General features: G+C 58.1%; 18 protein-coding genes. 16 read left to right on the top strand and 2 right to left on the bottom strand.

Translation table 11 applies throughout. From position 1 onward, the window contains the following. Positions 1–9 precede the first annotated feature (9 nt). Positions 10–3,777 carry a trifunctional transcriptional regulator/proline dehydrogenase/L-glutamate gamma-semialdehyde dehydrogenase gene (gene putA, locus AU465_RS10470; RefSeq protein ID WP_192246612.1) on the top strand — a complete coding sequence of 1,256 codons (3,768 nt, stop codon included), beginning with the start codon at positions 10–12 and terminating at the stop codon, positions 3,775–3,777. A gap of 83 nt (positions 3,778–3,860) precedes the next feature. On the opposite strand, the gene AU465_RS10475 is transcribed toward putA, so the two are convergent. After that, positions 3,861–4,850 (bottom strand): LysR family transcriptional regulator, encoded by a 990-nt coding sequence (locus AU465_RS10475; protein ID WP_192246614.1) that lies wholly within the window; start codon positions 4,848–4,850, stop codon positions 3,861–3,863. Positions 4,851–5,512: 662 nt separating this feature from the next. Here AU465_RS10475 and AU465_RS10480 point away from each other — a divergent pair. The 5 genes from AU465_RS10480 (at position 5,513) to AU465_RS10500 (ending at position 10,418) form a co-directional block, all read left to right on the top strand. After that, positions 5,513–6,640, top strand: coding sequence for an ABC transporter ATP-binding protein (locus AU465_RS10480; protein ID WP_192246616.1), 1,128 nt, complete (start codon positions 5,513–5,515; stop codon positions 6,638–6,640). A 29-nt stretch (positions 6,641–6,669) separates the two neighbouring features. Further along, positions 6,670–7,587 (top strand): ABC transporter permease, encoded by a 918-nt coding sequence (locus AU465_RS10485; protein ID WP_192246653.1) that lies wholly within the window; start codon positions 6,670–6,672, stop codon positions 7,585–7,587. Beyond that, entirely contained in the window at positions 7,580–8,392 is an 813-nt protein-coding gene (locus tag AU465_RS10490; RefSeq protein ID WP_192246618.1) for an ABC transporter permease, read from the top strand. Before AU465_RS10485 ends, AU465_RS10490 begins: the two co-directional genes overlap by 8 nt. Before the next feature lie 36 nt (positions 8,393–8,428). Further along, a complete protein-coding gene (locus tag AU465_RS10495) occupies positions 8,429–9,457 on the top strand; it encodes an extracellular solute-binding protein (protein ID WP_192246620.1) in 1,029 nt (342 codons plus the stop codon). A 70-nt stretch (positions 9,458–9,527) separates the two neighbouring features. Beyond that, positions 9,528–10,418, top strand: a complete 891-nt coding sequence (locus AU465_RS10500) for an MBL fold metallo-hydrolase (RefSeq protein WP_192246622.1) — start codon at positions 9,528–9,530, stop codon at positions 10,416–10,418. Between the two features lie 256 nt (positions 10,419–10,674). Here the strand turns inward: AU465_RS10500 and AU465_RS10505 are convergent, their stop codons facing one another. After that, complete coding sequence (locus AU465_RS10505) at positions 10,675–11,619, bottom strand: LysR substrate-binding domain-containing protein (protein ID WP_192246624.1); 945 nt, start codon at positions 11,617–11,619, stop codon at positions 10,675–10,677. Positions 11,620–11,852: 233 nt separating this feature from the next. Between AU465_RS10505 and AU465_RS10510 the strand changes: the two genes are divergently transcribed. From AU465_RS10510 to AU465_RS10555, 10 genes are all read left to right on the top strand, one after another. After that, the gene (locus AU465_RS10510) at positions 11,853–13,292 is read left to right on the top strand and encodes an aldehyde dehydrogenase family protein (protein WP_192246626.1); all 1,440 of its coding nucleotides are present in this window, start codon (positions 11,853–11,855) and stop codon (positions 13,290–13,292) included. Positions 13,293–13,332: 40 nt separating this feature from the next. Beyond that, on the top strand, positions 13,333–13,728 hold the full coding sequence (locus tag AU465_RS10515; RefSeq protein WP_192246629.1) for a carboxymuconolactone decarboxylase family protein: 396 nt from the start codon (positions 13,333–13,335) through the stop codon (positions 13,726–13,728). Further along, complete coding sequence (locus tag AU465_RS10520) at positions 13,721–14,674, top strand: NAD(P)-dependent oxidoreductase (RefSeq protein ID WP_246505961.1); 954 nt, start codon at positions 13,721–13,723, stop codon at positions 14,672–14,674. Before AU465_RS10515 ends, AU465_RS10520 begins: the two co-directional genes overlap by 8 nt. Before the next feature lie 5 nt (positions 14,675–14,679). Next, positions 14,680–16,092 (top strand): aspartate aminotransferase family protein, encoded by a 1,413-nt coding sequence (locus tag AU465_RS10525; protein ID WP_192246631.1) that lies wholly within the window; start codon positions 14,680–14,682, stop codon positions 16,090–16,092. Further along, positions 16,092–18,545, top strand: a complete 2,454-nt coding sequence (locus tag AU465_RS10530) for a GcvT family protein (protein ID WP_192246633.1) — start codon at positions 16,092–16,094, stop codon at positions 18,543–18,545. Before AU465_RS10525 ends, AU465_RS10530 begins: the two co-directional genes overlap by 1 nt. Positions 18,546–18,684: 139 nt before the next feature. Beyond that, a complete protein-coding gene (locus tag AU465_RS10535; protein WP_192246635.1) occupies positions 18,685–19,791 on the top strand; it encodes an ABC transporter ATP-binding protein in 1,107 nt (368 codons plus the stop codon). 31 nt (positions 19,792–19,822) lie between these two features. After that, positions 19,823–20,866: an ABC transporter substrate-binding protein gene (locus tag AU465_RS10540; RefSeq protein ID WP_192246637.1), complete on the top strand. Its 1,044-nt coding sequence runs from the start codon at positions 19,823–19,825 to the stop codon at positions 20,864–20,866. A 120-nt stretch (positions 20,867–20,986) separates the two neighbouring features. Beyond that, positions 20,987–22,141: an ABC transporter permease gene (locus AU465_RS10545; protein ID WP_246505964.1), complete on the top strand. Its 1,155-nt coding sequence runs from the start codon at positions 20,987–20,989 to the stop codon at positions 22,139–22,141. A 46-nt stretch (positions 22,142–22,187) separates the two neighbouring features. Continuing rightward, a complete protein-coding gene (locus tag AU465_RS10550) occupies positions 22,188–22,943 on the top strand; it encodes an ABC transporter permease (protein ID WP_246505966.1) in 756 nt (251 codons plus the stop codon). A 153-nt stretch (positions 22,944–23,096) separates the two neighbouring features. Continuing rightward, positions 23,097–24,134 (top strand): GlxA family transcriptional regulator, encoded by a 1,038-nt coding sequence (locus tag AU465_RS10555; protein WP_192246657.1) that lies wholly within the window; start codon positions 23,097–23,099, stop codon positions 24,132–24,134. The last annotated feature ends 268 nt before the right edge of the window (positions 24,135–24,402 follow it).

Consider the following 24,402-nt stretch of genomic DNA (forward strand, 5'->3'; position numbering starts at 1 on the left):
GGTTCCCCGATGCAATACCCAGCTACCAAATCTCCCCGCGCCGACGACCAAAATATTGCGCCATTTTCGGCTTTCGCGCCACCGATAAGGCCGCAAAGTAACCTGCGTCGGGCGGTTACAGCTGCCTATCGCAGGCCGGAGACCGACTGCCTGCCGCCACTTGTGGCGGCCGCCAGAATGCCCGCGCCGTTGCGCGCATCTATTGCCAAAACCGCCCGCAAATTAGTCGTCGCCTTGCGGAGCAAGCACCGCGGATCCGGCGTAGAGGGCCTTGTTCAGGAATACTCTTTGTCAAGCCAGGAAGGTGTTGCCTTGATGTGCCTCGCTGAAGCGTTGCTTCGCATACCGGATGCGGCAACACGCGACGCGCTTATCCGCGACAAGATCGCAGAGGGCGACTGGAACTCGCACATCGGCGGTGGGCGGTCGCTGTTTGTCAACGCCGCGACGTGGGGACTGGTCGTGACGGGCAAGCTGACCTCCACGGTCAACGATCGAAGCCTCGCGGCGGCACTCACCCGACTCATTGCCCGTTGCGGCGAGCCGGTGATCCGGCACGGTGTGAATATGGCTATGAGAATGATGGGCGAGCAGTTTGTCACCGGCGAGACGATCAAGGCAGCGCTCAAGCGTGCACGCACTTTCGAGGACCGAGGCTTCCGCTACTCTTATGACATGCTCGGCGAGGCCGCTACGACCGCGGCGGACGCGGACCACTATTACAAGGAATACGAAAAGGCTATCCATGCAATTGGCCGCGCCTCGAAAGGCCGAGGCATTTACGAGGGACCGGGCATCTCGATCAAGCTTTCGGCCCTCCATCCTCGGTATGGTCGCTCGCAGTCCGGCCGCGCTATGGACGAATTGCTTCCCCGACTAAAGACGCTCGCTGAGTTGGCAAAGTCCTACGATATCGGCCTTAACATCGACGCCGAGGAAGCTGACCGTCTCGAGCTGTCGCTCGACCTCCTCGAAGAGCTGTGCTTCGATCCTGGATTGTCGGGCTGGGACGGACTGGGGTTCGTGGTCCAGGCATACGGCAAACGCTGTCCGTTCGTCATCGACTACGTCATCGATCTGGCGCGGCGTTCGCAGCGCCGATTGATGGTTCGTTTGGTGAAGGGGGCTTACTGGGACACTGAGATTAAGCGCGCTCAACTAGACGGCTTGGAAGACTTCCCCGTTTATACCCGAAAGGTCTATACAGACGTTGCTTACATTGCTTGCGCCCGGAAATTGCTCGGTGCGCTCGATGCAGTCTTTCCGCAGTTCGCCACGCACAACGCCCAGACGCTTGCAACCATATACCATCTGGCAGGTTCAGATTTTCGGATAGGAAGGTACGAGTTCCAGTGCCTCCACGGCATGGGCGAGCCGCTGTATGACGAAGTCGTCGGCAAAGGTAAGCTGAACCGTCCCTGCCGCATTTATGCACCGGTTGGAACACATGAGACTCTGCTTGCCTATCTTGTGCGGCGGCTCCTTGAAAATGGTGCGAACTCGTCCTTCGTCAATCTGATTTCCGATCCTAACGTTTCGATCGATTCATTGATCTCGGATCCCGCAGAGGCCGTCCATGCGATGCAACTTGCCGGCGCCCCGCATGAGAAGATCTCCCTGCCGGACGCGCTCTATGGAACGACCAGGCGTAACTCCAGCGGGCTTGATCTTTCAAACGAGGCAACGCTTGCCAAGTTGTCCGAAGACCTCCTCGCAACGGCAAACCTCGATTGGCATGCGCTCCCCATTCTCGCGGATGGTTCGACGGCTGGCGCCACACGACCTGTTTTGAATCCGGCCGATCATCGTGACGTAGTTGGACAGGTGACAGAATTGAACGTCGACGAAGCGGGCCGCCTCGCCAAGATGGCCGCAGAGAGCGCGCATCAATGGGCTTCTGTCTCGCCGACGGACCGCGCGGCATGCCTGGTTCGGGCGGCCGACATCATGCAATCGCGCATGGCGGTGCTGATGGGCATCCTTATGCGCGAAGCCGGCAAGTCAGCTGCCAACGCCGTTGGCGAAGTTAGAGAGGCGGTGGACTTTCTCCGCTATTATGCAGATCAGGCCCGAAGGACCCTAGGTCCGTCTCACGCGCCGCTCGGCCCGATCGTCTGCATTAGTCCTTGGAACTTCCCGCTGGCCATCTTCACCGGGCAGGTCGCCGCTGCGCTCGTCGCGGGCAACCCGGTCCTTGCCAAGCCAGCAGGTGTGACGCCGATCATCGCCGCCGAGAGCATCAAAATCCTGCATGAGGCCGGTATTCCCCGCGACGCCCTGCAGTTGGTCCTTGGGAGCGGTCGGTTAGCTGCCGCCCTCGTTGCCGCGCCTGAAACCGCAGGTGTAATGTTCACGGGCTCCACGCAGGTGGCGCGCCTAATCCAAGCACAATTGGCGGAGCGGCTGTCCACCACAGGAAGGCCCATTCCGCTGATCGCCGAAACCGGCGGCCAGAACGGGATGATTGTCGACTCTTCGGCGCTTGCCGAGCAGGTGGTCGCCGACGTGATCATGTCCGCATTCGACAGCGCCGGCCAGCGTTGCTCAGCCTTGCGAGTCCTGTGCTTGCAGGAAGATATCGCGGACCGCACGCTCAACATGATCAAGGGCGCGTTCCATGAATTGAAAATCGGTCGCACCGACCGCATCGACGTCGACGTCGGCCCGGTCATCAGCGAAGGAGCCAAGTCGGAGATCGAAGAGCACATCGAGAAGATGAGAGGCCTGGGCTGCAAGATCGACCAACTGCTATTGCCTGAGGGGGCCAAGTACGGCACCTTTGTTGCTCCGACCATTGTCGAATTGAAATCACTGTCCGCTCTAACCCACGAAGTATTTGGCCCTGTACTCCATGTAATACGATATCGGCGGGCCGACCTCGACCGTTTGATCGACGAGATCAATGCATCGGGTTATGGTCTGACATTCGGCCTGCACACGCGCCTTGACGAGGTAATCGCGCATGTCACCAGTCGAGTAAAGGCAGGCAACCTTTATGTGAACCGAAACATGATCGGCGCCGTGGTTGGGGTTCAGCCGTTTGGCGGCCGTGGGTTGTCCGGAACGGGCCCGAAAGCAGGCGGGCCACTTTATATAGGTCGTCTGGTCCAACGAGCACCCGTGCCGCCTCAGCAGTCTGCCATTCGGACCGACCCGGCGTTGCTCGACTATGCGATCTGGCTTGATCGCAAGGGAAGGCGCGATGCCGCAGAGGCGGCACGTCGATATGCAAGCCGTGCGGCTGTTGGCCTGGAGCAGGAGCTCGCGGGCCCGGTAGGCGAGTGCAATCTATATGCGCTTCATCCTCGCGGCCGTATCCTCTTGGTCCCACAAACCGAGATTGGCCTGCACCGTCAAGTTGCAGCTGCGCTCTCGACGGGGAACGAAGCAGCGATCGATGCGAGCTCGGGTCTGAAAGCCCTGATGGCCGACCTTCCGCCGATGAATGACTTCATGTTTGATGCCGGCTCAGGATGGCGGGCCTTGATGTCAGATCTCCCACCAACTGTGGCTGCCCGCATTCGTTGGACAAATGATTGGGAAGAAGACGGCCCCTTCTCCGGCGCCCTGCTTGAAGGTGACGCGACGTGGGTCAAGGCCGCCAACAAGAGGATCGTCGGGTTGTCTGGTCCACTGGTCCTGGTCCAATCGGCAACGACGGAGGAACTGATGAGCAACGAGGATGCCTATTGCCTGAACTGGCTGCTCGAAGAGGTGTCTACGTCGGTCAACACCGCAGCGGCCGGAGGCAACGCCAGCCTAATGACCATAGGCTAGTCGGGCTTCCCTGTAACCGCAGCCTTGGGGATCGACGGCGCGCTATGCCGCTTTGAACCCTTTTTGCCAGAAAGGCGGGTCATTCAAGATTGACGGCCGGTTGATCGACCGGCCGATTGCGACCTGGGCATGCGCCGTGGTGGCTCTTCACCGAAGAACTGTTTCATAAAGCCCGGGCCCTCCTCGCACACAAACGCCTTGAATATCTGAGCCGCAGGATTGAGCCGCCTGCCCTTCAGGTGCAGGACAAACCACTCTCTCATCGCTGGCATACCATCCGCGGCAAGAACGACGAGTTTTCCCGCCTGGCGTTCAAGAGCCACCGTGTGTGAAGAAATGAAGGCCAGCCCCATGTCTGCCATGACCGCCTGCTTTATGTTCTCGTTGCTGTCCATGACGGTTGCGCTTGGCAACGCCAACTTTTCGCTCAGAAAGTAGTTTTCGTGGAGCATGCGCGTGCCAGACCCTTCTTCGCGCACAAGAAAAGTCTGACCAGCCAATTCTCGGCGAGAAATCAGTTTCCGTCTGGCCAAGGGATTGTCGGGGTGACTAATCAGAACATACGGGTGCTTCGCAAACGGTGTCGCATCCACTTCAATTCTTTGAGGAGGGCGCCCCATTAGCGCTATGTCGATGTGATGGTCCTCAAGTCGCTGTATCACAGCATTGCGATTGGCAATTGTCGTTTCGATATGAATCTCAGGATGCTTTCGCCGAAATTCCTGTAGGAGATGCGGGCCAAAGTTACGCGATGTCGTTACCATAGCTACGCGCACAAGGCCGTTTAGTTTGCCTTGTAGAACACTGATCACTCCGTGCGCCTCACGCAACGCTTCCGTCATCCGCTCGGCATAAGGAATCAGCGCTGTGGCTGTCGCTGTGAGTTGGATGGTTCTGCCATCCTTGTCAAAGAGCGGGGAACCGAGGGCCTCGGATAGTCGACTCATTTGCATGGAAACGGCAGGTGGAGTGAGTTCGAGCTGAGCAGCGGCCCGCCAGAAGCTGCGGTGTTCGACCGCGGCCAGGAATATCTGCAACTGGCGGAGCGTCACTTTCTCGAAGAGATCGGTCATGAAGCGCGGGTAAACCTATCGATGTCCCGGTTTGTCGTCGACTATCATCAGATTCTTGCGGCCCCAAGTGGCCAGTCAGATACCTCAGGAAATGCCTTCGATTTCTTCGCCGGTTCGCCTAGCCCTAGCAGAATGGCATGGCAGTTCTCGCGGTTCGGTGATGGACGAGATGCCGGGCACTAACAGCAAACCCGTGTCTCCCTATGCTACACTGAAACTGTGTTGAGCCGGCACTGGACTGGAATGGCACCGGGACCATCACGACCTCAATCCTAGCACAGTCCATTCAGGTCTCTTTATGAAAACAAGAGGACCAGTCAGCTATGCTTATCAATATTGGATTTGCCTGACAATCCGCATAGGCAGGCCGCCGTTCACCTTTGCCTGGAGGCAGGGACGCACAAAGCGTTCACGTCGCGACCAGCAACGCAGCTCTCCACCTCCATATCGGGTGGTGCCTCTAGGGCACCACTATGTGGTCAAAAAGGAAGATTTTTAATGCTGGTTCGCGTCGGTACTCTGCGGGAACAAATTGAAAATCAAGAGCCCAATTGAGCTTAGAATCTAAAGCTCACATGGGACTGGGAACCGACAAGTTGACCCAAAAACGCCGGCGTCCTCTCGTTAGGCCTATCGCAAACAGCACCTCCAACGAACGGGCTATGTCTGAGGTGCGTGAGCGTTCAGGCGTTATTGAACTGCATAAGCGAAACGCGATCGAAGTTCGCGGTGTGCGCAAGGTTTTTGGAACCGGTGAAAACCGGGTGGCCGCTCTCGACAGGGTATCGGTGTCGATCCGCGAGAACGAGTTTTTCACGCTGCTCGGGCCCTCCGGCTGCGGAAAGACGACGCTGCTTAGGCTGATTGCCGGTTTCGATTTCCCGACCGCCGGCAAGATCCTGCTGCACGGCCAGGACATCGCACCGCTGCCGCCGTTCAAGCGGCCGGTCAACACCGTGTTCCAGTCCTACGCGCTGTTCCCGCACATGACGGTGGCCGAGAATATCGGCTTCGGCCTGGAAATGCTCGGCAAGCCCAAGGCCGAGATCAAGGCGCGTGTCGGCGAGATGCTCAAGCTGGTCAAGATGGAGGCGCTCGCCGGCCGCCGTACCAGCCAAATATCGGGCGGCCAGCAGCAGCGCGTGGCGCTCGCGCGGGCTCTCGCACCACAGCCGAAGGTGCTTCTGCTCGACGAGCCGCTGTCGGCGCTCGACTACAAGCTGCGCAAGGAAATGCAGATCGAGTTGAAGCGGCTGCAGCACGAGACCGGCATCACCTTCATATTCGTCACCCACGACCAGGAAGAAGCGCTGACCATGTCCGACCGCATCGCGGTGATGTCGGCCGGCAAGATCCTGCAGGTCGGCGCGCCGCGCGACATCTACGACCGACCCGCCGAGCGCTTCGTCGCCGACTTCATCGGCGAGACAAATTTCTTGGCTGGCACGGTGGTGTCGAGGAAGGCTGGGGTAGCAACGGTCAAATTTTCGAATAATGCAACGATTGCCGCCGGCTATCCCGAGCACTTCGATCCTTCAGGCGAGGTGACTTTGGTGGTACGCCCCGAACACGCCGACCTGGTGCCCGATCCGGCGGAGGGCACGATCGCCGGAACGCTCTCCACCATCGTCTATTTCGGCACCGACACGCACTATCACGTCAAGCTCGACGGCGGCGAGAAGTTCATCGTACGCCGCCAGAACAGCCGTGCGAATGGGATCGCCTATGAGACCGGCGTCAAGGTTGGTGTCCAGTTCGAGGAGGACGCCGCACGCGTCCTGATAGACTGATGACGACGGCGGCGCTCGCCCCGACCACAATCTCCAAGGCCGCCTTGTTCGAAGCTCAGGCGGTGAAGGCCACCGCGCGCCGCAACCGGCTGCTTTCGCTGCCGGCGCTGATCATCATCGGCATCTTCGGCGTGCTGCCGCTGCTGATCATCTGCGTCTATTCGTTCCTCGCCGCCGCACCCTATGGCGGCGTGCAGTGGCAGTTCTCGACCGACGCCTATCTGAACTTCCTGTTCCAGCGCGACATTTTCGACGACACGCTGCAGTTCACGCCGGACTTCCTGGTCATCTATTTGCGCTCGTTCCTGTTCGCCGTGGTGACGACGGTCATCTGCCTGCTGCTCGGCTTCCCGACCGCCTATTTCATGGCCACCCGGCCGCCGGCGCAGCGCAACTGGTGGGTGCTTTTGATCACCATTCCGTTCTGGTCGAACCTCCTGGTCCGCACCTTGGCCATCGTGTTCATCATTCGCGACGAGGGCCTGATCAACAACGCGCTGATGGCGCTGGGCGTGATCGATAAGCCGATCACCATGCTCTACACCAACTTCGCCATCCAGCTCGGCCTGCTCTATGCCTTCCTGCCCTTCATGGTGCTGCCGCTCTACTCCAGCCTGGAGAAGCTGGATTTCCGGCTGGTCGAGGCCGCCAACGACCTCTACGCGACGCGCCGGCAGGTGCTGTGGCGCATCATCATCCCGCTGTCCAAGCCCGGCATCATCGCCGGCTGCCTGCTCGTCTTCATTCCCGCGCTCGGCGCCTATGTGACGCCGCTGATCCTCGGCGGCGGCATCCACCTGATGATCGGCGATCTCATCGCGCAGCAATTCGGCTCCGGGCGCAACTGGCCGCTCGGCTGCGCGCAGGCGCTGATCCTGATGGCCGCGGTGCTGGTGGCGCTCTACTTCTACGTCCGCAACACGTCGGGGAAGATGCAGCATGGCTGACCCCCGCACCATGGACATCAAGGACCAGCCGGGTTTCCGCTCGATCGCCATCATCTGCCTTTGCGTGCTCTACGTGCCGGTGCTGATCCTGATGATCTTCTCGCTGAACAGCGGCTCGCTGGTCACGCATTGGGAAGGCGTCACGCTGAGATGGTACGGCAGCGCGTTCCTCAACGAGGAATTCCACAACGCCGCGCGCAACACGCTGATCATCTCGGTAAGCGCCACGATCATCTCGACCGTTTGCGCGACGCTGGCGGCGATCGGCATGACGCGGGTCATGCCATGGCGGGGGCTGCCGGCGGCCTTCATGGTCATCAACCTGCCGCTGATGGTGCCGGAGATCATCACGGCAGTGGCGACCTTGTCCTTCTTCGCTTTGATCGCCGGGGCGTTCAACCTGAATTTCGGCATCGGCAACCTCATCCTTGCCCACACCGTCTTCTGCATTCCGTTCGCCTATATGCCGATCCGGGCGCGGCTGGAGGACATGGATCTGACGCTGGAATACGCCGCCGCCGATCTCTATGCGACGCCTTGGAATGCATTCCGGCGCATCACACTGCCACTGCTTGTGCCCGGCATCCTGTCGGGGGGCGCGCTCGCCTTCATCGTTTCGTTCGACGATTTCACCATCACGCAACTCGTCGCCGGTCCGGGCCAGACGACACTACCCCTCTATATCTGGAACCAACTTCGACGGCCGATGACACCGGAGATCAACGCCATCTCCACCATCCTGCTTTTGGTGTCGATCGTGTTCGTCTCGATCTCGTTCCTGATCGCGCGGCGACGCGCCGAGTGACCTGAGACCTCATAAAAATGGGAAGGAGAACCTAAAATGACTGCAAACCTGATAACCGCCGTTTCCGCGGCCGTTCTGTTATCGAGCGTGCCGGCGCTAGCCGACGGCGAACTGCACATCTACAATTGGGGCAACTACACCAATCCGAAGCTGATCGAGAAGTTCGAGAAGCAGTACAACATCAAGGTCACGCTGGACGACTACGATTCCAACGAGACGATGCTGTCCAAGGTGCGCGCCGGTAATTCCGGCTACGACATCGTGGTGCCGTCCGACTACACCGTGAAGATCATGATCGAAGAGGGTCTGCTTGAGAAGACCGAGCCCAACGCGATGCCGAACGGCAAGAACATCGATCCACGCTTTGTCGACGTCTATTGGGACAAAGGTCGCCACTATTCAGTGCCGTGGCAGTTCGGGACCACTGCCTTCGCTGTGGATACAGCAAAATACAAAGGCGATATCAATACACTGGCGATCCTCTTCAATCCGCCAGATGAGCTGAAAGGTCGCATCAACATGCTGGATGACATAACCGTCGTCATGCATGCGGCCGAGCGCTACGCTGGCGTGCCGCGCTGCGGCGACGACAAGGCCAATCTGAAGAAGATCAACGACATACTGACAGCCGCCAAACCGTCGTGGAAGACCTTCAGCTATGACACCCTCGGCAAGATGGTTTCGGGCGACGTGGACGTGACGCAGACCTGGAGTGGTGCCTCCTATCGTATTCGTCAAAAGCGGCCCACCACAATCTATGCTTTGCCAAAGGAAGGGCTGGATGGGTGGATGGACAACGTCGCGGTGCTGAAGGGCGCCAAGAACCTTGACAACGCCAAGCTCTTCCAGGACTTCGTCATGGCTCCGGAGAACGCCGCGCTGATCTCCGAGTTCGCCGGCTTCGACAGTGGAATAGCGGGGAGCCATCAATTCATGTCGAAAGATCTCGCTTCTTCGCCTGAGCTCAATCCGCCGGCGGGATCACCAGTCCCGGAATTTGTTCCGCCCTGCCCGGCCGCTGTCGTTGAGGTTTACAACAAGATTTGGACAAACCTTCGCAAGTGACTGCTGGCTCGCCAGGAAAAGCGTATTTTGGGCAGGCTCCTGCGGCCTGCCCGCCTCTGGGGTTGACACCATGAACTTCTTTGCGGGAGCGCGAAGCTGTTATCAAGTAAAGGTTGGAGATATCGCTATCTGTGCGATAAACGATGGCTTTGACCATCTCGCATTTACGGACATTGTCTCGACCGATCGCGACTTATGTCAGCAGTTGCATGAAAATGAATTCCGCTCAGTTCCGCCATTGTTGACCATCAACTGTTTCCTTATTCAAAGCCAGGACAGGCTGGCTCTGATCGACGCAGGTTATCCCACGCCCACCAGGACGTCCGGCAAGCTAGTTGAGCACTTGAACTCTTTGGGCATCCGGCCTGCCGATATTGATACGATCCTGATGACGCACATGCATGCCGACCACTCAGCTGGCTTGCTGGATGCAGCAGATAGGCCGACATTCCCTAATGCGACGGTATTCTTGCATAAGGATGAGCTCGCCTTTTGGCTCGACGAGGAAGCCTTCGCGCGAGCGTCTCAGGTTAGTCAAGACGAGTTCCGCCTAGTACGTAGGGTCGTGCGCGCATACGGGGAACGCATAACACAGTTGGACGCGGAAGCCGGCCACGTCTTTCCTGGTGTGCGGATTATCGAAACGCCTGGGCACACGCCGGGACACACCGCCTGGCTGGTGGAATCCGGTTCGGAGTCTTTGCTGGTTTGGGGCGATATCATCCACTTCCCTGCCATTCAATTCGCATTGCCCGATGCGTGCGTCGTTTATGACGTGGACCCCAACGCAGCGGCTGATGCACGCAAGAAAACTCTGGCCTTTGCCGCAGAGCAAAAGCTGCGCGTGGCCGGTAGCCATCTGGATTTTCCAAGCTTTGGGCACGTTGTCGCCGACGGCACGGGCTACAGATTTGTCCCAGAAGTATGGCATCCAGCCGAACAAGCCGATCGTGCCAGTTAAAGACAAATTGGGTGAAATCTGCCCATCGGCAAACAGGCGCACACACACTCCAACTACCGGCTCAACGCGGTCCTGCCTTGCCTGATGCGTAAATGCGCCAGCGACTTGCTCGCTCGTTCTCTGCTGCTGGCGGCACCCCATCAACCGGGTCCAGATCAGCTCCCTGTTGAGCTCTCTCCGCTTTTCGGAGATTCGGTTGAAGCCAGGGCGAAGATTGGCCCAGTGACAAGCCGTCAGTGTTCCCCTCTCGTCAGTCCTAGTCACCAACCGCAAGTTCGTTTGTCAGCCAAGCCGTCAGGTGTCTTATGTTTGCAGATCGCGCCTGTCTGGGGGCAGCGACGAGATAGTAGGATCCAAGCCGTACGTCACTGCGAAACAATTCAATCAACGCACCTGATTCCAGGAACTGCCGCGCAGTGAGTTGGGAAGCGAGCGCCACACCCTGTCCGTTCACCGCGGCATCAATACCGAGCGCGGCATCCCACAACAGTGGTCCAGTCAAGGGCGCCGACAGCGAAATGCCTGCCAATTCAAACCAATCTGTCCATTGGTGGCGGCTAACCTCGTGAATAAGCGGTTCCCCAGCCAGTGCCTGAAGCGACGTAACGGAACTGTGGGATCGAATCCAATCGCGATTTGCCACCGGAAACATTCGAGGTGTGGCCAACACCGTGGCGTTGGCAGGAAACTGTTCGGCTCTACAGTAGCCGATCATGACATCGGCGTTGATCTCATCGAAGCCAGGTGCTCGCTCAAACGGTCTCAAGAGGATCTCTACGCCGGGAAACATCGCTTGGAGCACTCCAAGGCGGGAAGCGACCCAATAGGTCGCCAGACCGGACACACACCAAATCCTCAACACTCTCCCCTGCAATTGGGGGCGTAGATCCGCCGTGGCATCGCCAATCAGCGCGAAAGCCGTGTTTATCCGATGTGAATAAAGGTCGCCTTCGTTGGTGAGCTTCACGCCACGCGGCCCAGTGTCCACAAGCTTCACTCCAAGCCAAGCCTCCAGGTTGGCGACGTGTCTGCTCACAACGGTATGGTTTATCCCCAAATCGATAGCTGCCGCACGCATGGTACCAAGACGTGACACCGCGTCGAATGCCCGAAGCATATTTAGAGGAGGAATGCGGGCGGCAGAGTTCATGCGCTGCAAGTTCGGGTCGGCCCGAGTCTCGGGCCGCTGGTTCCGCTTCATATGCCTACCTTCCTCTCCCGGATTTCGGAAAGAGCGCGGCTGTGCCGGCGCCTCTTCTGGTGGTGCTTATAACGCACCACTGGGTATTCAAAAAGCCTGATATTTCGCGCCGATCGGCCTTGTTATCGTGCTCTTCGCGCTAGGAGAGATCCTACCCGTCCAAAGGCTGCGTCGTATTCGACTGACGTGGTGACAGAACGTGAAAATGAGTAGCAGAACCTGAGGCGGATACTTTGGCGAACGGCATTTTTATCAACAACAACTGGGAGCAACCGCACGCTGGCGGAGTGCTCGATGTGGTCGCGCCCTCTGATGGCAGTTCCTTTGGAACTATAGCTGCCGGCGATGCAATCGACGTTGATAAAGCAGTCAGAGCGGCACGCGCCGCCTACGAAACAGGCTCGTGGGGGCGCATGCCCGCTTACGAGCGGGGCCGGCTGCTGTTGAGACTAAGCCAAAGCATTCTCGACAACCTTGAGGACCTCACCGCGCTGGAAGCTCGCGACACTGGTAAGCCGCTAAGACAGGCGCGTGCCGACATCGAAGTGTGCGCCAGGTATTTTGAGTTTTACGGTGGCGCTGCCGATAAATTCAATGGAGATACCATTCCATTTTTGAAGGGCTTCTTCGCAGCGACCGAGCGTGGCCCGCACGGCGTGACAGGGCATATCATTCCCTGGAACTATCCAGCCCAGATGTTTGCCCGGACGATGGCGCCTTCCTTGGCAATGGGCAATGCAACGGTTATCAAGCCAGCCGAGGACGCATGTCAAACGCCGCTGGCCCTTGTTGAGCTGGCTGCTGCCGCGGGTTTCCCCGCAGGCGCTGTCAATCTCGTCTCCGGACTTGGCACTACGGCTGGCGCCGCGCTTGTCTCTCATCCGGGCATTGACTTTCTGTCCTTCACAGGCAGTCCCCAGGTCGGACAACTAGTCCAGATCGAGGCGGCAAAGAACCATATAACGTGCACACTTGAGCTGGGCGGCAAGTCGCCTCAGATCGTGTTTGCGGATGTCGACCTTGATGCCGCCCTGCCCACGTTGGTCGCAGCGATCGTCCAGAACGCCGGGCAGACCTGTTCGGCAGGATCTCGCCTTCTCGTGCAAAGGGCGGCCTACGACAAGATCGTGTGCGCGGTCGCAGACAGGTTCTCGGCATTGCGAGCCGGGACGCCTGAAATGAACCTGGATCTCGGCCCGCTCATAAGCGCCAAACAACTCGCACGGGTCCGCGATTTTTGTGATGCGGCTGCAGCACAGAGCGTGCCCCTCATAGCCAGCGGCGAGATCGCCGAGGGCGTTCCCGCCGATGGCTTCTTCTTCACGCCGAAACTTTACGGCCCCGTACCGCATGCCAATCGACTTGCCCAAGATGAAATCTTTGGCCCCGTCCTTTCGGTGTTGCCGTTCGAAGATGAGGCCGAAGCATTGGCCTTAGCAAATGGCACGGACTTCGGCCTTGTCGCCGGCGTCTGGACCAGCGACGCAAAACGATCGATGCGCGTGGCGCGCGCGGTCAGAGCCGGTCAAGTTTTTGTCAATGCTTACGGTGCCGGCGGCGGCGTCGAGCTACCGTTCGGAGGCAGGCGGAAATCGGGTCACGGTCGTGAGAAGGGCTTCGCCGCGTTGTACGACTTCTCTGTCGAGAAGACGATCGTGGTGAAGCACGACTGATCCCATTTGCTCGGCCAATTTGAAATGGAGAAAGAGACCCATGCCTCAAACAAGAACTCGGTCTGAACGTTTCGAACGGGGCCTGAAGACGCGCCGGGAGGTGCTCGGATCGGAATATGTCGACAAATCTCTCGCCCAAGCTGACGATTTCAGCTGGGCAATGCAGGAACTCACCACGGAGTGGTGCTGGGACGGAACCTGGAATCGGCCGGGCCTCGATCGTCGATCGCGATCGATCCTAAATCTGGGCATGATTGCCGCGCTAGGCAAAGCGAACGAATTCAAGATCCACGTTCGAGGCGCGCTGAATAATGGCGTCACCAAGGATGAACTGAAGGAAATATTCATCCAGATTGGCACGTATTGCGGCGTTCCGGCAGCGCTGGAATCCTTCCGCCTAGCCAAAGAGGTCTTCAAGGAGATGAACCTTGACTGAACCTGGCGCATCCAACCGCACTGTCGCCTTCATTGGCCTTGGCAATATGGGATTGCCCATGGCCAGGCGCCTACTAGATGCGGGCTTCGCTGTTCGAGGGTCGGACGTGAGTGCTGCGGCGCGTGCGGAATTTCAAGCTTTCGGCGGACGGGCTTTCGATAGTGCCCAAGCTGCGGTCGGCGACAGCGGCGAGATCGTGCTGATGTTGCCCAACAGCGCGATAGTGCGCGACGTAGTCCTGGGAGCCAATGGCATCGCGCGCGTTCTGAGGGCCGGAACACTCCTTATTGACATGAGTTCCTCCGTCCCGGTCGAAACCAGGAAACTTGCACAAGAGCTGGAGGGCAGGCAGATCCTCCTGATTGACGCGCCCGTCTCTGGCGGCGTCAAGCGAGCCATGAACGGGACGCTCGCAATCATGGCCGGCGGAGACGAAGGTCACATCGCGCGCGCACGTCCTCTTCTGGCGGCGATGGGCGCCAACATCGTGCCTACGGGTTCGGTCGGTTCCGCTCACGCCGTCAAAGCGTTGAACAACTATGTCTCGGCTGCAGGGCTTGCTGCCGCATGCGAGGCAACAGTTGTAGCGCGAGCCTTCGGCATCGATCCTAACGTCTTTATCGATGCGCTCAACGTTTCGACGGGCCGTAACAACGCCACAGAAAACAAGATGAAGCCCTTCGTGCTGTCACGCACATTTGCTTCCGGTTTCTCAATGTCGCTGATGGCGAAAGACATCGGGATTGCCGATCAGTTGGCCGACCACTGTGGCTTGCATGCCCAAGGCATCCATATCGCAGCGGAACTGTGGGCCGCAGCCTCTGCTGAACTTGGCACGAGCGCGGACCATACAGAAATCGAGCGTGTGCTAGCTCGCCCTCGAGGCACAAACAACAAATCCACCTCCGCAGATTCAGAACGCCGGGCGGCTCCAGGAAATAGGTAGTCAAAATGGACGAAGTTACACCACACGACAATTCTGCTCTGCCGAATTCGCTGCACGGCAAGGACATCGCCTTCACGCTTCATCCTTACGCCGATGCTCGTCTGCATGAACAGATCGGTCCGTTGATAATTGAGGGCGGCGAAGGCATTCACGTCGTCGATGACAACGGGAACCGCTACATCGAGGGTATGGGCGGTCTGTGGAGCGTCGCGCTGGGCTTCAAGGAGCAGCGGCTCATTAACGCGGCGGTCAAGCAACTCAATACGCTGCCTTACTATCACAGCTTCCTGCATCGAACCCATCCGGCGACAATCGAGTATGCCGAGCGCCTCGTTCGGATCGCCCCTGAGAGTCTGACGAAGGTTTTCTTCGCCAATTCCGGGTCAGAAGCAAACGACACAGCCATCAAGATTATCCGCTACTACAACAACGCCCTTGGCCGCCGGACAAAGAAGAAGATCATCTCTCGCCTGCGAGCCTACCACGGTATCACGATGGGCGCTGCCAGCCTGACTGGCCTACCCCTCAACCATGAAGACTTCGATCTGCCCCTGCCCGGCTTCCTGCATACGGCGCCCGCGCATCACTATCGATACGCGGAACCGGGCGAGAGCGAAGAGGACTATGCCACCCGTTTGGCAAACGACTTGGAGGAGTTGATCCTTAAGGAAGGTCCCGAAACTGTGGCAGCCTTTGTTGGTGAGCCCGTCATGGGCGCCGGTGGCGTCATGGTTCCTCCACGCACTTACTGGGAAAAGATCCAAGCAGCATGTCGGCGCCACGATGTTCTGGTCGTCGTCGACGAAGTCATCTGCGGCTTCGGACGAACCGGCAAGATGTTCGGCTGCGAAACGTTCGGGATTCAGCCGGATATCATGCTGCTCTCAAAACAGATTACATCAAGCTATCAACCACTTTCGGCGGTGCTGATTTCAGATGCAATCTATCAAGCTGTAGCGGACAATTCCCATCGCTTGGGTACATTCGGCCATGGATTCACCACCGGTGGCCACCCGGTCGCCATGGCGGTCGCGCTTGAAAGCCTGAAGATCTACGAAGAGCGCCAGATCGTATCGCATGTGGCTGAAGTTGCGGAGATTTTCCGCGCTAGGCTCGATGGCCTGCGGGACCATCCATTGGTCGGGCATACTCGGAACTCAGGCCTCGTCGGCGCAGTCGAATTCGTGGCCGACAAGCAAACGAAGGCAGCCTTTACGCCGGCGGGCGCATTCGGGCGACGAGTCGGACAAATGGCACAGGCCCACGGTCTGATTATCCGGCCAATCGGCGACATCGTCGCTTTTGCGCCTCCGCTGATTATCTCCGAGAAGCAAATCCACGAAATGATGGATCGGTTCTCCCTGGCGGTCGATGAGGCCTACCGGTGGTACCCCGACGATGGTCGGTCCGGATCGTGATGGGGGAAAGATCGTTGTTACCGAATCGTGCTCAGGTCGTAATCATCGGCGGCGGATCCATCGGGACGTCAATAGCATATCATTTGACAAAGTTAGGCTGGCGCGACGTCGTCCTGATCGAGCGTGGCCAGTTGACATCAGGCACTACCTGGCATGCAGCGGGATTGGTCACGCAGATCCGGGCAAGCCACGCTATGACGGACATCTGCCGCTACGGCGTCGAGTTGTTCCCGAAGCTGGAAGCCGAGACGGGTCTTCAGACGGGATTCAAGCGACGCGGCTATCTGGTGATCGCCAGAAACGAGGATCGCCTGCATGAATTGCGCCGGCAAGTTTCACTCGCCAAGGTATTCGACATCGAAGCCCGGGAGGTCAGTCCAGCCGAGGCCGCGAAAATCCATCCGCTCGTCAACCAATCGACCATCGTCGGCGCCATATCGATCCCCGGCGACGGTCAGATCAATCCCGTCGATCTGACAAACGCCTTCGCCAAAGGTGCGCGGCTGGGCGGCGCAAAGATACTCGAAGGGGTGACGGTAACTGGCTTCGAGAAATGCGGCGGACGCGTCAAGGCAGTGGTGACGGACCAAGGCACGATTGAGTGCGAGAAGGTGGTTTTGGCGTGCGGGTTGTGGACCCGCGATCTTGCCGCGAAGCTTAGCATCAAGGTTCCGCTCTATGCCACCGAGCATATGTACATCTTGACCGAGGAACATCGCGATATCACTCCGAACCTTCCTGTGATCCGCGACCCTGACGGCTACTGCTACATCAAGGAAGATACCGGCAAGCTCATGGTGGGTTCCTTTGAGCCGAACGCCAAACCCCTGCCAATATCGTCTCTGCCCGAAAACCAACAATTCATCCAGCTTCCGGAAGACTGGGACCAATTCGAGTTTCCGATGTCGAAGGCGATCGAGGCCGTCCCGTTGATCGGGAATCTTGGCATCCGCCACTTCATGAACGGGCCGGAAAGCTTCACTCCCGACAATCGCTTCATCATAGGCGAAGCCCCAACCCTTCCTGATGTCTTCGTGGCCGCCGGCATGAATTCGCAAGGCATTCTCGCGTCCGCCGGGATTGGCCGGGCGATGGCGGCCTGGATCGTTGAGGGACAGGCAACGACAGATCTTTCCGAAATCGATATTGCCCGCTTCGCGGGGTACGAGACGAACCAGCGTTTCCTGCGCGAAAGAATCCGGGAAATCCCCGGATACATGTACGACATGCACTGGCCGCACAAGCAGTTCGAAACCGCGCGCCAGGTGCGGACGACGCCTCTCTACGACAAGCTCAAAGCCAGGCGAGCCTGCTTCGGCACTTCTGCTGGAATGGAAAGGGCCAATTGGTATGCGCCGGACGGTGTCGAACCGGCGTACAAATACTCATACGGCCGCCAGAACTGGTTCGACTTTGTTGCTGAGGAACACAGAGCCGCTCGCGAAGGGGTCGCGCTGTTTGACCTTTCGTCGTTTGGTAAGACCCTGATTCAGGGACGAGATGCTTGCGCCTCGCTGCAACGACTGACAGGCACGGATCTCGACCGGCCAGTCGGGTCAATCATCTATTGTCAACTGCTCAATCGACGCGGCGGCATTGAGTCCGACCTAACGTTTACCCGGCTCGATGAGGACAGATTTCTGATGCTGACAAGCGCAGCTCAGCAGCAGAAGGATCTGTCATGGATCACGCAGCACTCGGATAGAAGCTCACACCTCACATTCACGGATGTGAGCGCTGGCTTCGGCACCATTTGCCTAAGCGGGCCACTATCGCGGCAGCTTCTGCAGGCGGTCTCCGACGACGACTTTTCCAACGAAGCCTTCCCCTTTGGCACAGCGCGCGAAATCTCGATCGGATTTTCGAAGACCCTGGCACTGAGGATCTCGTTCACGGGCGAACTTGGTTGGGAGCTCTATCCAACGACCGATATGCTAGGACCAATCTTCGACACGCTCATGCAAGCGGGCGAGCCGATGGGGTTGAGGCTTGCGGGCTATCACGCCCTCGATTCCTTGAGGCTCGAGAAAGGCTTCGTCCACTGGGGGCATGATGTCTCGCCTGCCGAGAACCCTGTCGAGGCCGGGCTGGGCTTCACTATCTCGAAGTCTAAGACTGACTACATCGGCTTCGATGCGATCGCAAAAGCGCGGTCTGAGCCACCGCGACAGCGACGCGCCAGCTTCCGGCTCGATGACACTCAGCCCACCCTTTTGCACAACGAACCCATTTACCGGAATGGCGAGCTGGTGGGCCGCATCACCTCTGGCGGATTTGGTTACACAATTGGTCGACCAGTCGGAATGGGTTACGTCTCGATACCGCAAGGACAGAAGTGGCAGGAGCACCTTAAGCAAGGCGAGTATGCCATCGAAATAGCTGGCGTACGCTTTCCCGCTCAACTCTCAATTGATCCGCTTCACGACCCCCAGGCAAAGCGTCAAAAGGCATGACTACGGGCTTGATAGCGGGGTCTCTGGCTTGCCTCGGCGCCAGGCACGATGCCGGGCAAACAAGGTATGTCGGTCATCATGTTTGGCTGGTCGCAAGTCGAGCTGACTCTTGTAGTTCTGGCGAGCGCGATGGTGGGGCATGACGCCTGTGAGAGCTAGCGAGAGCCACGTCACCTTCAAGAATGTGTCAAAAACATATGACGCCCAAACTTACGTAGTCGACAATCTCAACCTTGCTATACACCACGGTGAATTTCTGACGCTGCTTGGCCCGTCAGGCTCAGGGAAGACGACTTCCCTGATGATGCTGGCTGGATTCGAACAACCAAGCAGTGGTGAGATCTTCCTTGGGGACAGTGAGATCTCGAAACTGCCACCGCAGAAGCGCGGTATTGGAATGGTGTTCCAGAGCTATGCGCTCTTTCCCCATATGACCGTGAACGAGAACTTGGCCTTTCCTTTGCAAGCCAGAGGGATGGACAAGTCCAAGATCGAGGACAAGGTATCCGCTGCGCTCGACATGGTCAGGCTGACCACGATCGGTTCGCGTAAGCCGCAACAGCTTTCGGGTGGGCAGCAGCAGCGCATTGCGTTGGCTCGCGCCCTGATCGCTGAACCGCGGCTAGTCTTGATGGATGAGCCACTTGGCGCGTTGGACAAGCAATTGCGCGACCATATGCAGCTTGAGATACGTGGGCTGCACGAACGTCTTGGGGTGACCGTCGTCTATGTGACGCACGACCAGGGCGAGGCGATGACGATGTCCGACCGCGTCGCCGTATTTCACGCGGGCAAGATCCAGCAGTTGGCGCCACCCCGCGACATCTACGAACGCCCGGCCAACGCCTTTGTCGCTTCCTTCATCGGTGAGAGTAACCGGCTACCCGGGCGGGTTGTCGAGCTCAATGGCGATCACTGCAGGGTGACCCTTCTCGACGGCACTGTCGTGGGCGGTCGCTCAGCGGACGTAAATGAAGTCGGACAGTCAGCGGTCTTGTCGATCCGCCCTGAGCGCATCCTCCTCGGAGCGAGTTCGGCCAATTGCGATGCGCAGCTCACTGCGACATGCGGCGGAACAATTTTTCATGGCGACCACATGCGCGTCCGATTGGTTCACGATGTGCTTGGAGAGATCACGGCCAAGGTGCCGAGTTCCGGTTTGAATTCTGTTCCAGAGATCGGGATGGATGTGAGGTTTGGTTGGAGGAAGCATGATGTCACCATTCTAAGGAATAATACGCAGTAACAACTGATAAGAACATGTAAAGGGAACAACTATGAACTACAGAACACTCTCAAAGCTGATGCTGGCTAGCTCTTTTTCGGTCTGTTCGTTCGCCTCTATGGCAGACGACCTCACCGTGGTCGACTACGGCGGAGCGTTCCAAGACGCTCAAAGAAAGGTATTCTACGAACCGTTCAAGGCTGATTCAAAGATCAACTTGAAAGTTGAAAGCTGGGATGGCGGGCTCGGTGTGATACGCTCCCGCGCCGCTTCGGCAGATCCGGGTTGGGATCTCGTCGATGTGGAAACCGCCGACATCGTATTGGGATGCGAAGAGGGATTGTTCGAGGAACTGGACTATTCGAAAATCGCTCCGAAGGATTCGTTCATCCCCGGCGCAACGAAGGACTGTGGCGTTGCGGTGATCGTCTATAATGAGGGGATCGCCTACGACAAGGACAAGCTTAAAGACTCTCCGACTGGGTGGGCCGACTTCTTTGACCTGAAGAAGTTCCCCGGGAAGCGCGCGCTGAGGATGACGCCTATCGTTTCATTGCCCGGCGCGTTGATCGCGGATGGCGTAAAGCCTGAAGACGTCTACAAGGTCCTAGCAACCGAGGATGGTGTGGATCGGGCTTTCAAGAAACTCGACACCATCAAGAAGGATCTCATCTTCTGGAAGGCCGGCGCGCAACCGCCGCAGTTGCTTGCCTCCGGTGAGGTTGTAATGACCACCTCCTACAATGGCCGCGTCGATGCCGCGAACCGAAACGACAAGCGCAACTTCGGCTTCGTTTGGAATGGCAGCATGCAGACTTTCGACTATTGGGCAATTATGAAGGGATCGCCACGCAAGGACGCTGCCTACAAGTTCCTGCAGTTCTACAATCGGCCAGAAGTGCAAGCGAAGTTCCCGGACGAGATTGCTTATGGCGTTCCCCGCAAGGAAGCCAGCAGCCTCATCGATCCGAAGCGTCTCGCCGACATACCGTCTTCGCCCGATCACGTATCGGTTTCCGTGCCACCGAACGATCAGTTCTGGCCGGACCACATCGATAAGCTCACTGAACGGCTGCAGGCCTGGGCCGCCCAGTAATCTGTTGCCTAGTATCTCTCGGCTTTCTTTGGCGGACCCCCGATGGCTAACACCTCAATTAGACAGGGCAAGAAAGTGCGAGACCGAATGCCAAGCCGACGGAAATGGGGGGCGGTCGTCTTGATCGCCCCGCTCGCTCTCTTCCTGCTGTTGGTCTACGCAGTTCCGCTCTATGATATTCTCTCGCGGGGCGTAATGGATAACGAGCTATCCACGACTTGGCCGCGTGTCTCAGGTGCTCTCCAGGGCTGGAAGGGCCAGGTCCCAGGCGAAGACGTATTCGCAGCGCTGGCCGAGGACATGAAAGCATCCCAGAAGCAGCGCGTAACCGCTATTGCGGCACGTCGGTTGAACTACGCACAGCCTGGCGGACGCACGCTGGTCATGTCTACGGCTCGCCAGATCGCCGGCATGGACACACCTCCGTCGTCCGGTTGGAAGGCGGCCTTTATCCAGATCAACCCGTCGTGGAACGACCGAGAAATCTGGCACGATTTATACCAGGCAAGCGGTCCGGCATCGTCGTTTTTCTTGCTGGCAGCCTTCGATCGAAGACTGAATGCCGACGGCGGGATCAGTCTCGTCCCTGCCGACAACCGCATCTATGTCGACATTTTGCTGCGCACCTTCTCCATAGCGCTGAGCGTAACGTTGATCTGTCTCGTCATGGCGTTTCCACTGGCCTATCTGATTGCCAACGGCCCTCCTAGGCTTGCGCGCCTGGCTTTCCTGTTGGTTCTCCTGCCGCTTTGGACTTCGGTGCTGGTACGCACTGCTGCATGGTTCGTCCTGCTTCAAGACGAAGGCCTCATCAATCAGGCGCTCAGATACGTCGGCATCGCGTCGGAGCCGGTGCCTCTGATCTTCAATCGCTTCGGCTTGATCGTGGCAATGGTCCACGTGTCGCTGCCCTATATGGTTTTGCCCATTTATGCTGCCATGAAAGCCATCAAGCCTGACTACCTGCGGGCCGCCCTGTCACTCGGCGCCAATCCTATGTATGCCTTCATCCGTGTTTACATGCCCTTGGCAATCCCTGGCTTGGCTGCGGGATCAATTTTGGTCTTCATCATGGCTCTCGGTTACTACATCACTCCCGCCCTTATCGGCGGGGCCAGCGACCAGATGATCTCCTATTTCATCGCATACTACACGACTGACTCTGTAAACTGGGGATTTGCCGGCGCCCTTTCGATCGTCCTCTTGGTCGCGACAAGCGTCCTCTACGTCGTCTATTCAAAGCTCTCGTCAGGCAAGGGAGCGACCATTGCTTAACGTCATACCTAGACCGCGGGACAGCGTCGCATCTTGGCGAATGGCCATGTACATCACGTCGACCCTCGTCTTGATTTTCATGGTTGCGCCGATCCTCGCGATCATGCCTCTGTCATTGAATGATAGTCAGTTTCTCACCTATCCAATTCGAGCCTTCACGGGGCGATGGTATGAGGAACTGTTCACCTCGCCCCGCTGGTCGCTTGCGATTTGGAACAGCTTTCTTATTGGCATCTCGGCCGCAGTCATAGCAGTGGTCCTTGGGACGCTTGCTGCGATCGGCCTTGCCCTGTCAGACTTCAAAGGCAAGCGGGCTCTCAGTACGTTGCTCATCAGCCCGATGATCGTACCCGTGATCGTGTTCGGCGTAGGACTTGCTCTCTTCCTTGGACCGCTCGGGCTTGTCCGTAATTATGGCTCCATCATCGCTGCGCACGCTGCACTAGGGACACCATTCGTCCTTATTACCGTTGCCGCTTCAATGAGCACATTCGACCGCACTCTCCTAAGGGCAGCTGCTAGTCTCGGAGCCTCCCCCGTCTACGCGTTCTACCGGGTAACCATGCCGATTATTACGCCGGGCCTAGTATCCGGGTTTGTCTTCGCATTCGCGACGTCATTCGACGAGGTAATCATCATCATTCTGATAGGCGGACCGGAGCACCGCACCCTTCCTCGCGAAATGTTTTCTTCATTGAGGGAAAATATTTCTCCGACTATCGCGGCAGCGGCCACCATCATGACCATCGTGGCTATCCTGATCGTCGGAGCGATAGAGGTACTCAAAGCCGAGCGAAAATAGGCTTGAGCCAGCTTGATTGCGTTCAGGATGTTCGAAAGACATCTGCCTTTGAGTGCCGCCGCCGGGGCGCTGTTCGGCACTATGAGGAAGGCACTGCCTGGCCGGAAGGCCGTGGCGAGCGTGAGTGCACTGCATGTGATGACGGAGCGTGATATGCTAGGCCTGAAGCCGGTATGCCAGGGGTTTGCCTTTCACCTTCTACCCGCGTTTTCCCTTCAGGCTTACTCTTCAGCGGTAGAGGTCTTAAGGCTGGCTAATGAGGTCATTGGATATGACGTCTACAGATGGCAAGTCATATCCGATGACGGGCAGCCGGTAGTTTCGAATTGTGGGCTGTCCGTCTGCGTCGATGCAGAACTGGCATTCGAACGGGAGAGATCCCGAGGATCAAATTCCTTATCCGTTGTTGTCGTGGGCGGCGGTCGTGTTGCCCCCAGTCGAAATAGGCAACTTGAAGCATGGCTGAGAGAGTGTCGCAGCCGCCGCGCTTGCCTCGTTGGGGTCGGTAACGGGACGGTCGTTTTCGCGCATGCCGGCCTCGCAGATGGCCGGCGATGTGCCGTTCACTGGGAGCAATATCCTATGTTCCTAGAGCAATTCCCGGGCGTAGTGGCTAACCAGACAGCGTTCGAGCAAGACGGGGAACTATACACCTGCCCCGGTGGGGATACGCCCTTCGATCTATTTCTGTCCTTGGTTGAGCGTGATCACGGGGCGGTCGTTGTCACTCGAATTCGCGAGAAGGCAATCTCCTGTCGGATTCGCTCAGCCGGCGAGCGTCAACGGTTGCCCCGTCATTCTGATTTACGCCTGAACCACAAAGCGGTGATGGGGGTGATCGATCAGATGGAGCTAAACATCAGCGACCCCCTGCCGGTAGAGAAACTCGCAGCATCGGTTGGGTTATCGCGTCGACAAATAGAGCGTCTATTTCAGCGGGAGCTCGAATGCTCGCCAGGACGCTACTTCTTGGAGCTTCGCCTAGAACGTGCACACTTGCTGCTCATGAGCACACGAATGCCGGTCGTGGAAATTGCCATGGCTTGTGGCTTTGTCTCTGCCTCGCACTTCTCGAAAGTCTATCGGGAAATACATGGGTGCGCTCCGCATGAATCACGATTGCCAGTCCAGCGAAATAGGAACGGCCGGTCAGCCGAACCGACGTCGCCACGGGCTTCTATTCAGTTTTGAATTCGTTGGTGTGGCGTGCTATGGCGGCGTTCGCCGGCGGGAGCTACGAGCATGCGCCGTGCGAGCGACCGCATCCAGATTGGAGCTGGTGGCGAACTCGGCATTGTCTGCCAGACACTCTCTTGTGCGACCGGTAGCGATGTCCAGGATGCGAGCCTTCGGTGAACTGGTCCATACGAGGTAGAGATGACGTCCTTCGGCCATCAGCGCACGCCAGCTGCGTGTTTCAGTAAGTCCCGGACACCGGTTTCAGTAAGTCGCGGACAGC

The sequence above is a fragment of the Mesorhizobium silamurunense genome (assembly GCF_014843905.1).
GTDB lineage: Bacteria > Pseudomonadota > Alphaproteobacteria > Rhizobiales > Rhizobiaceae > Mesorhizobium > Mesorhizobium silamurunense.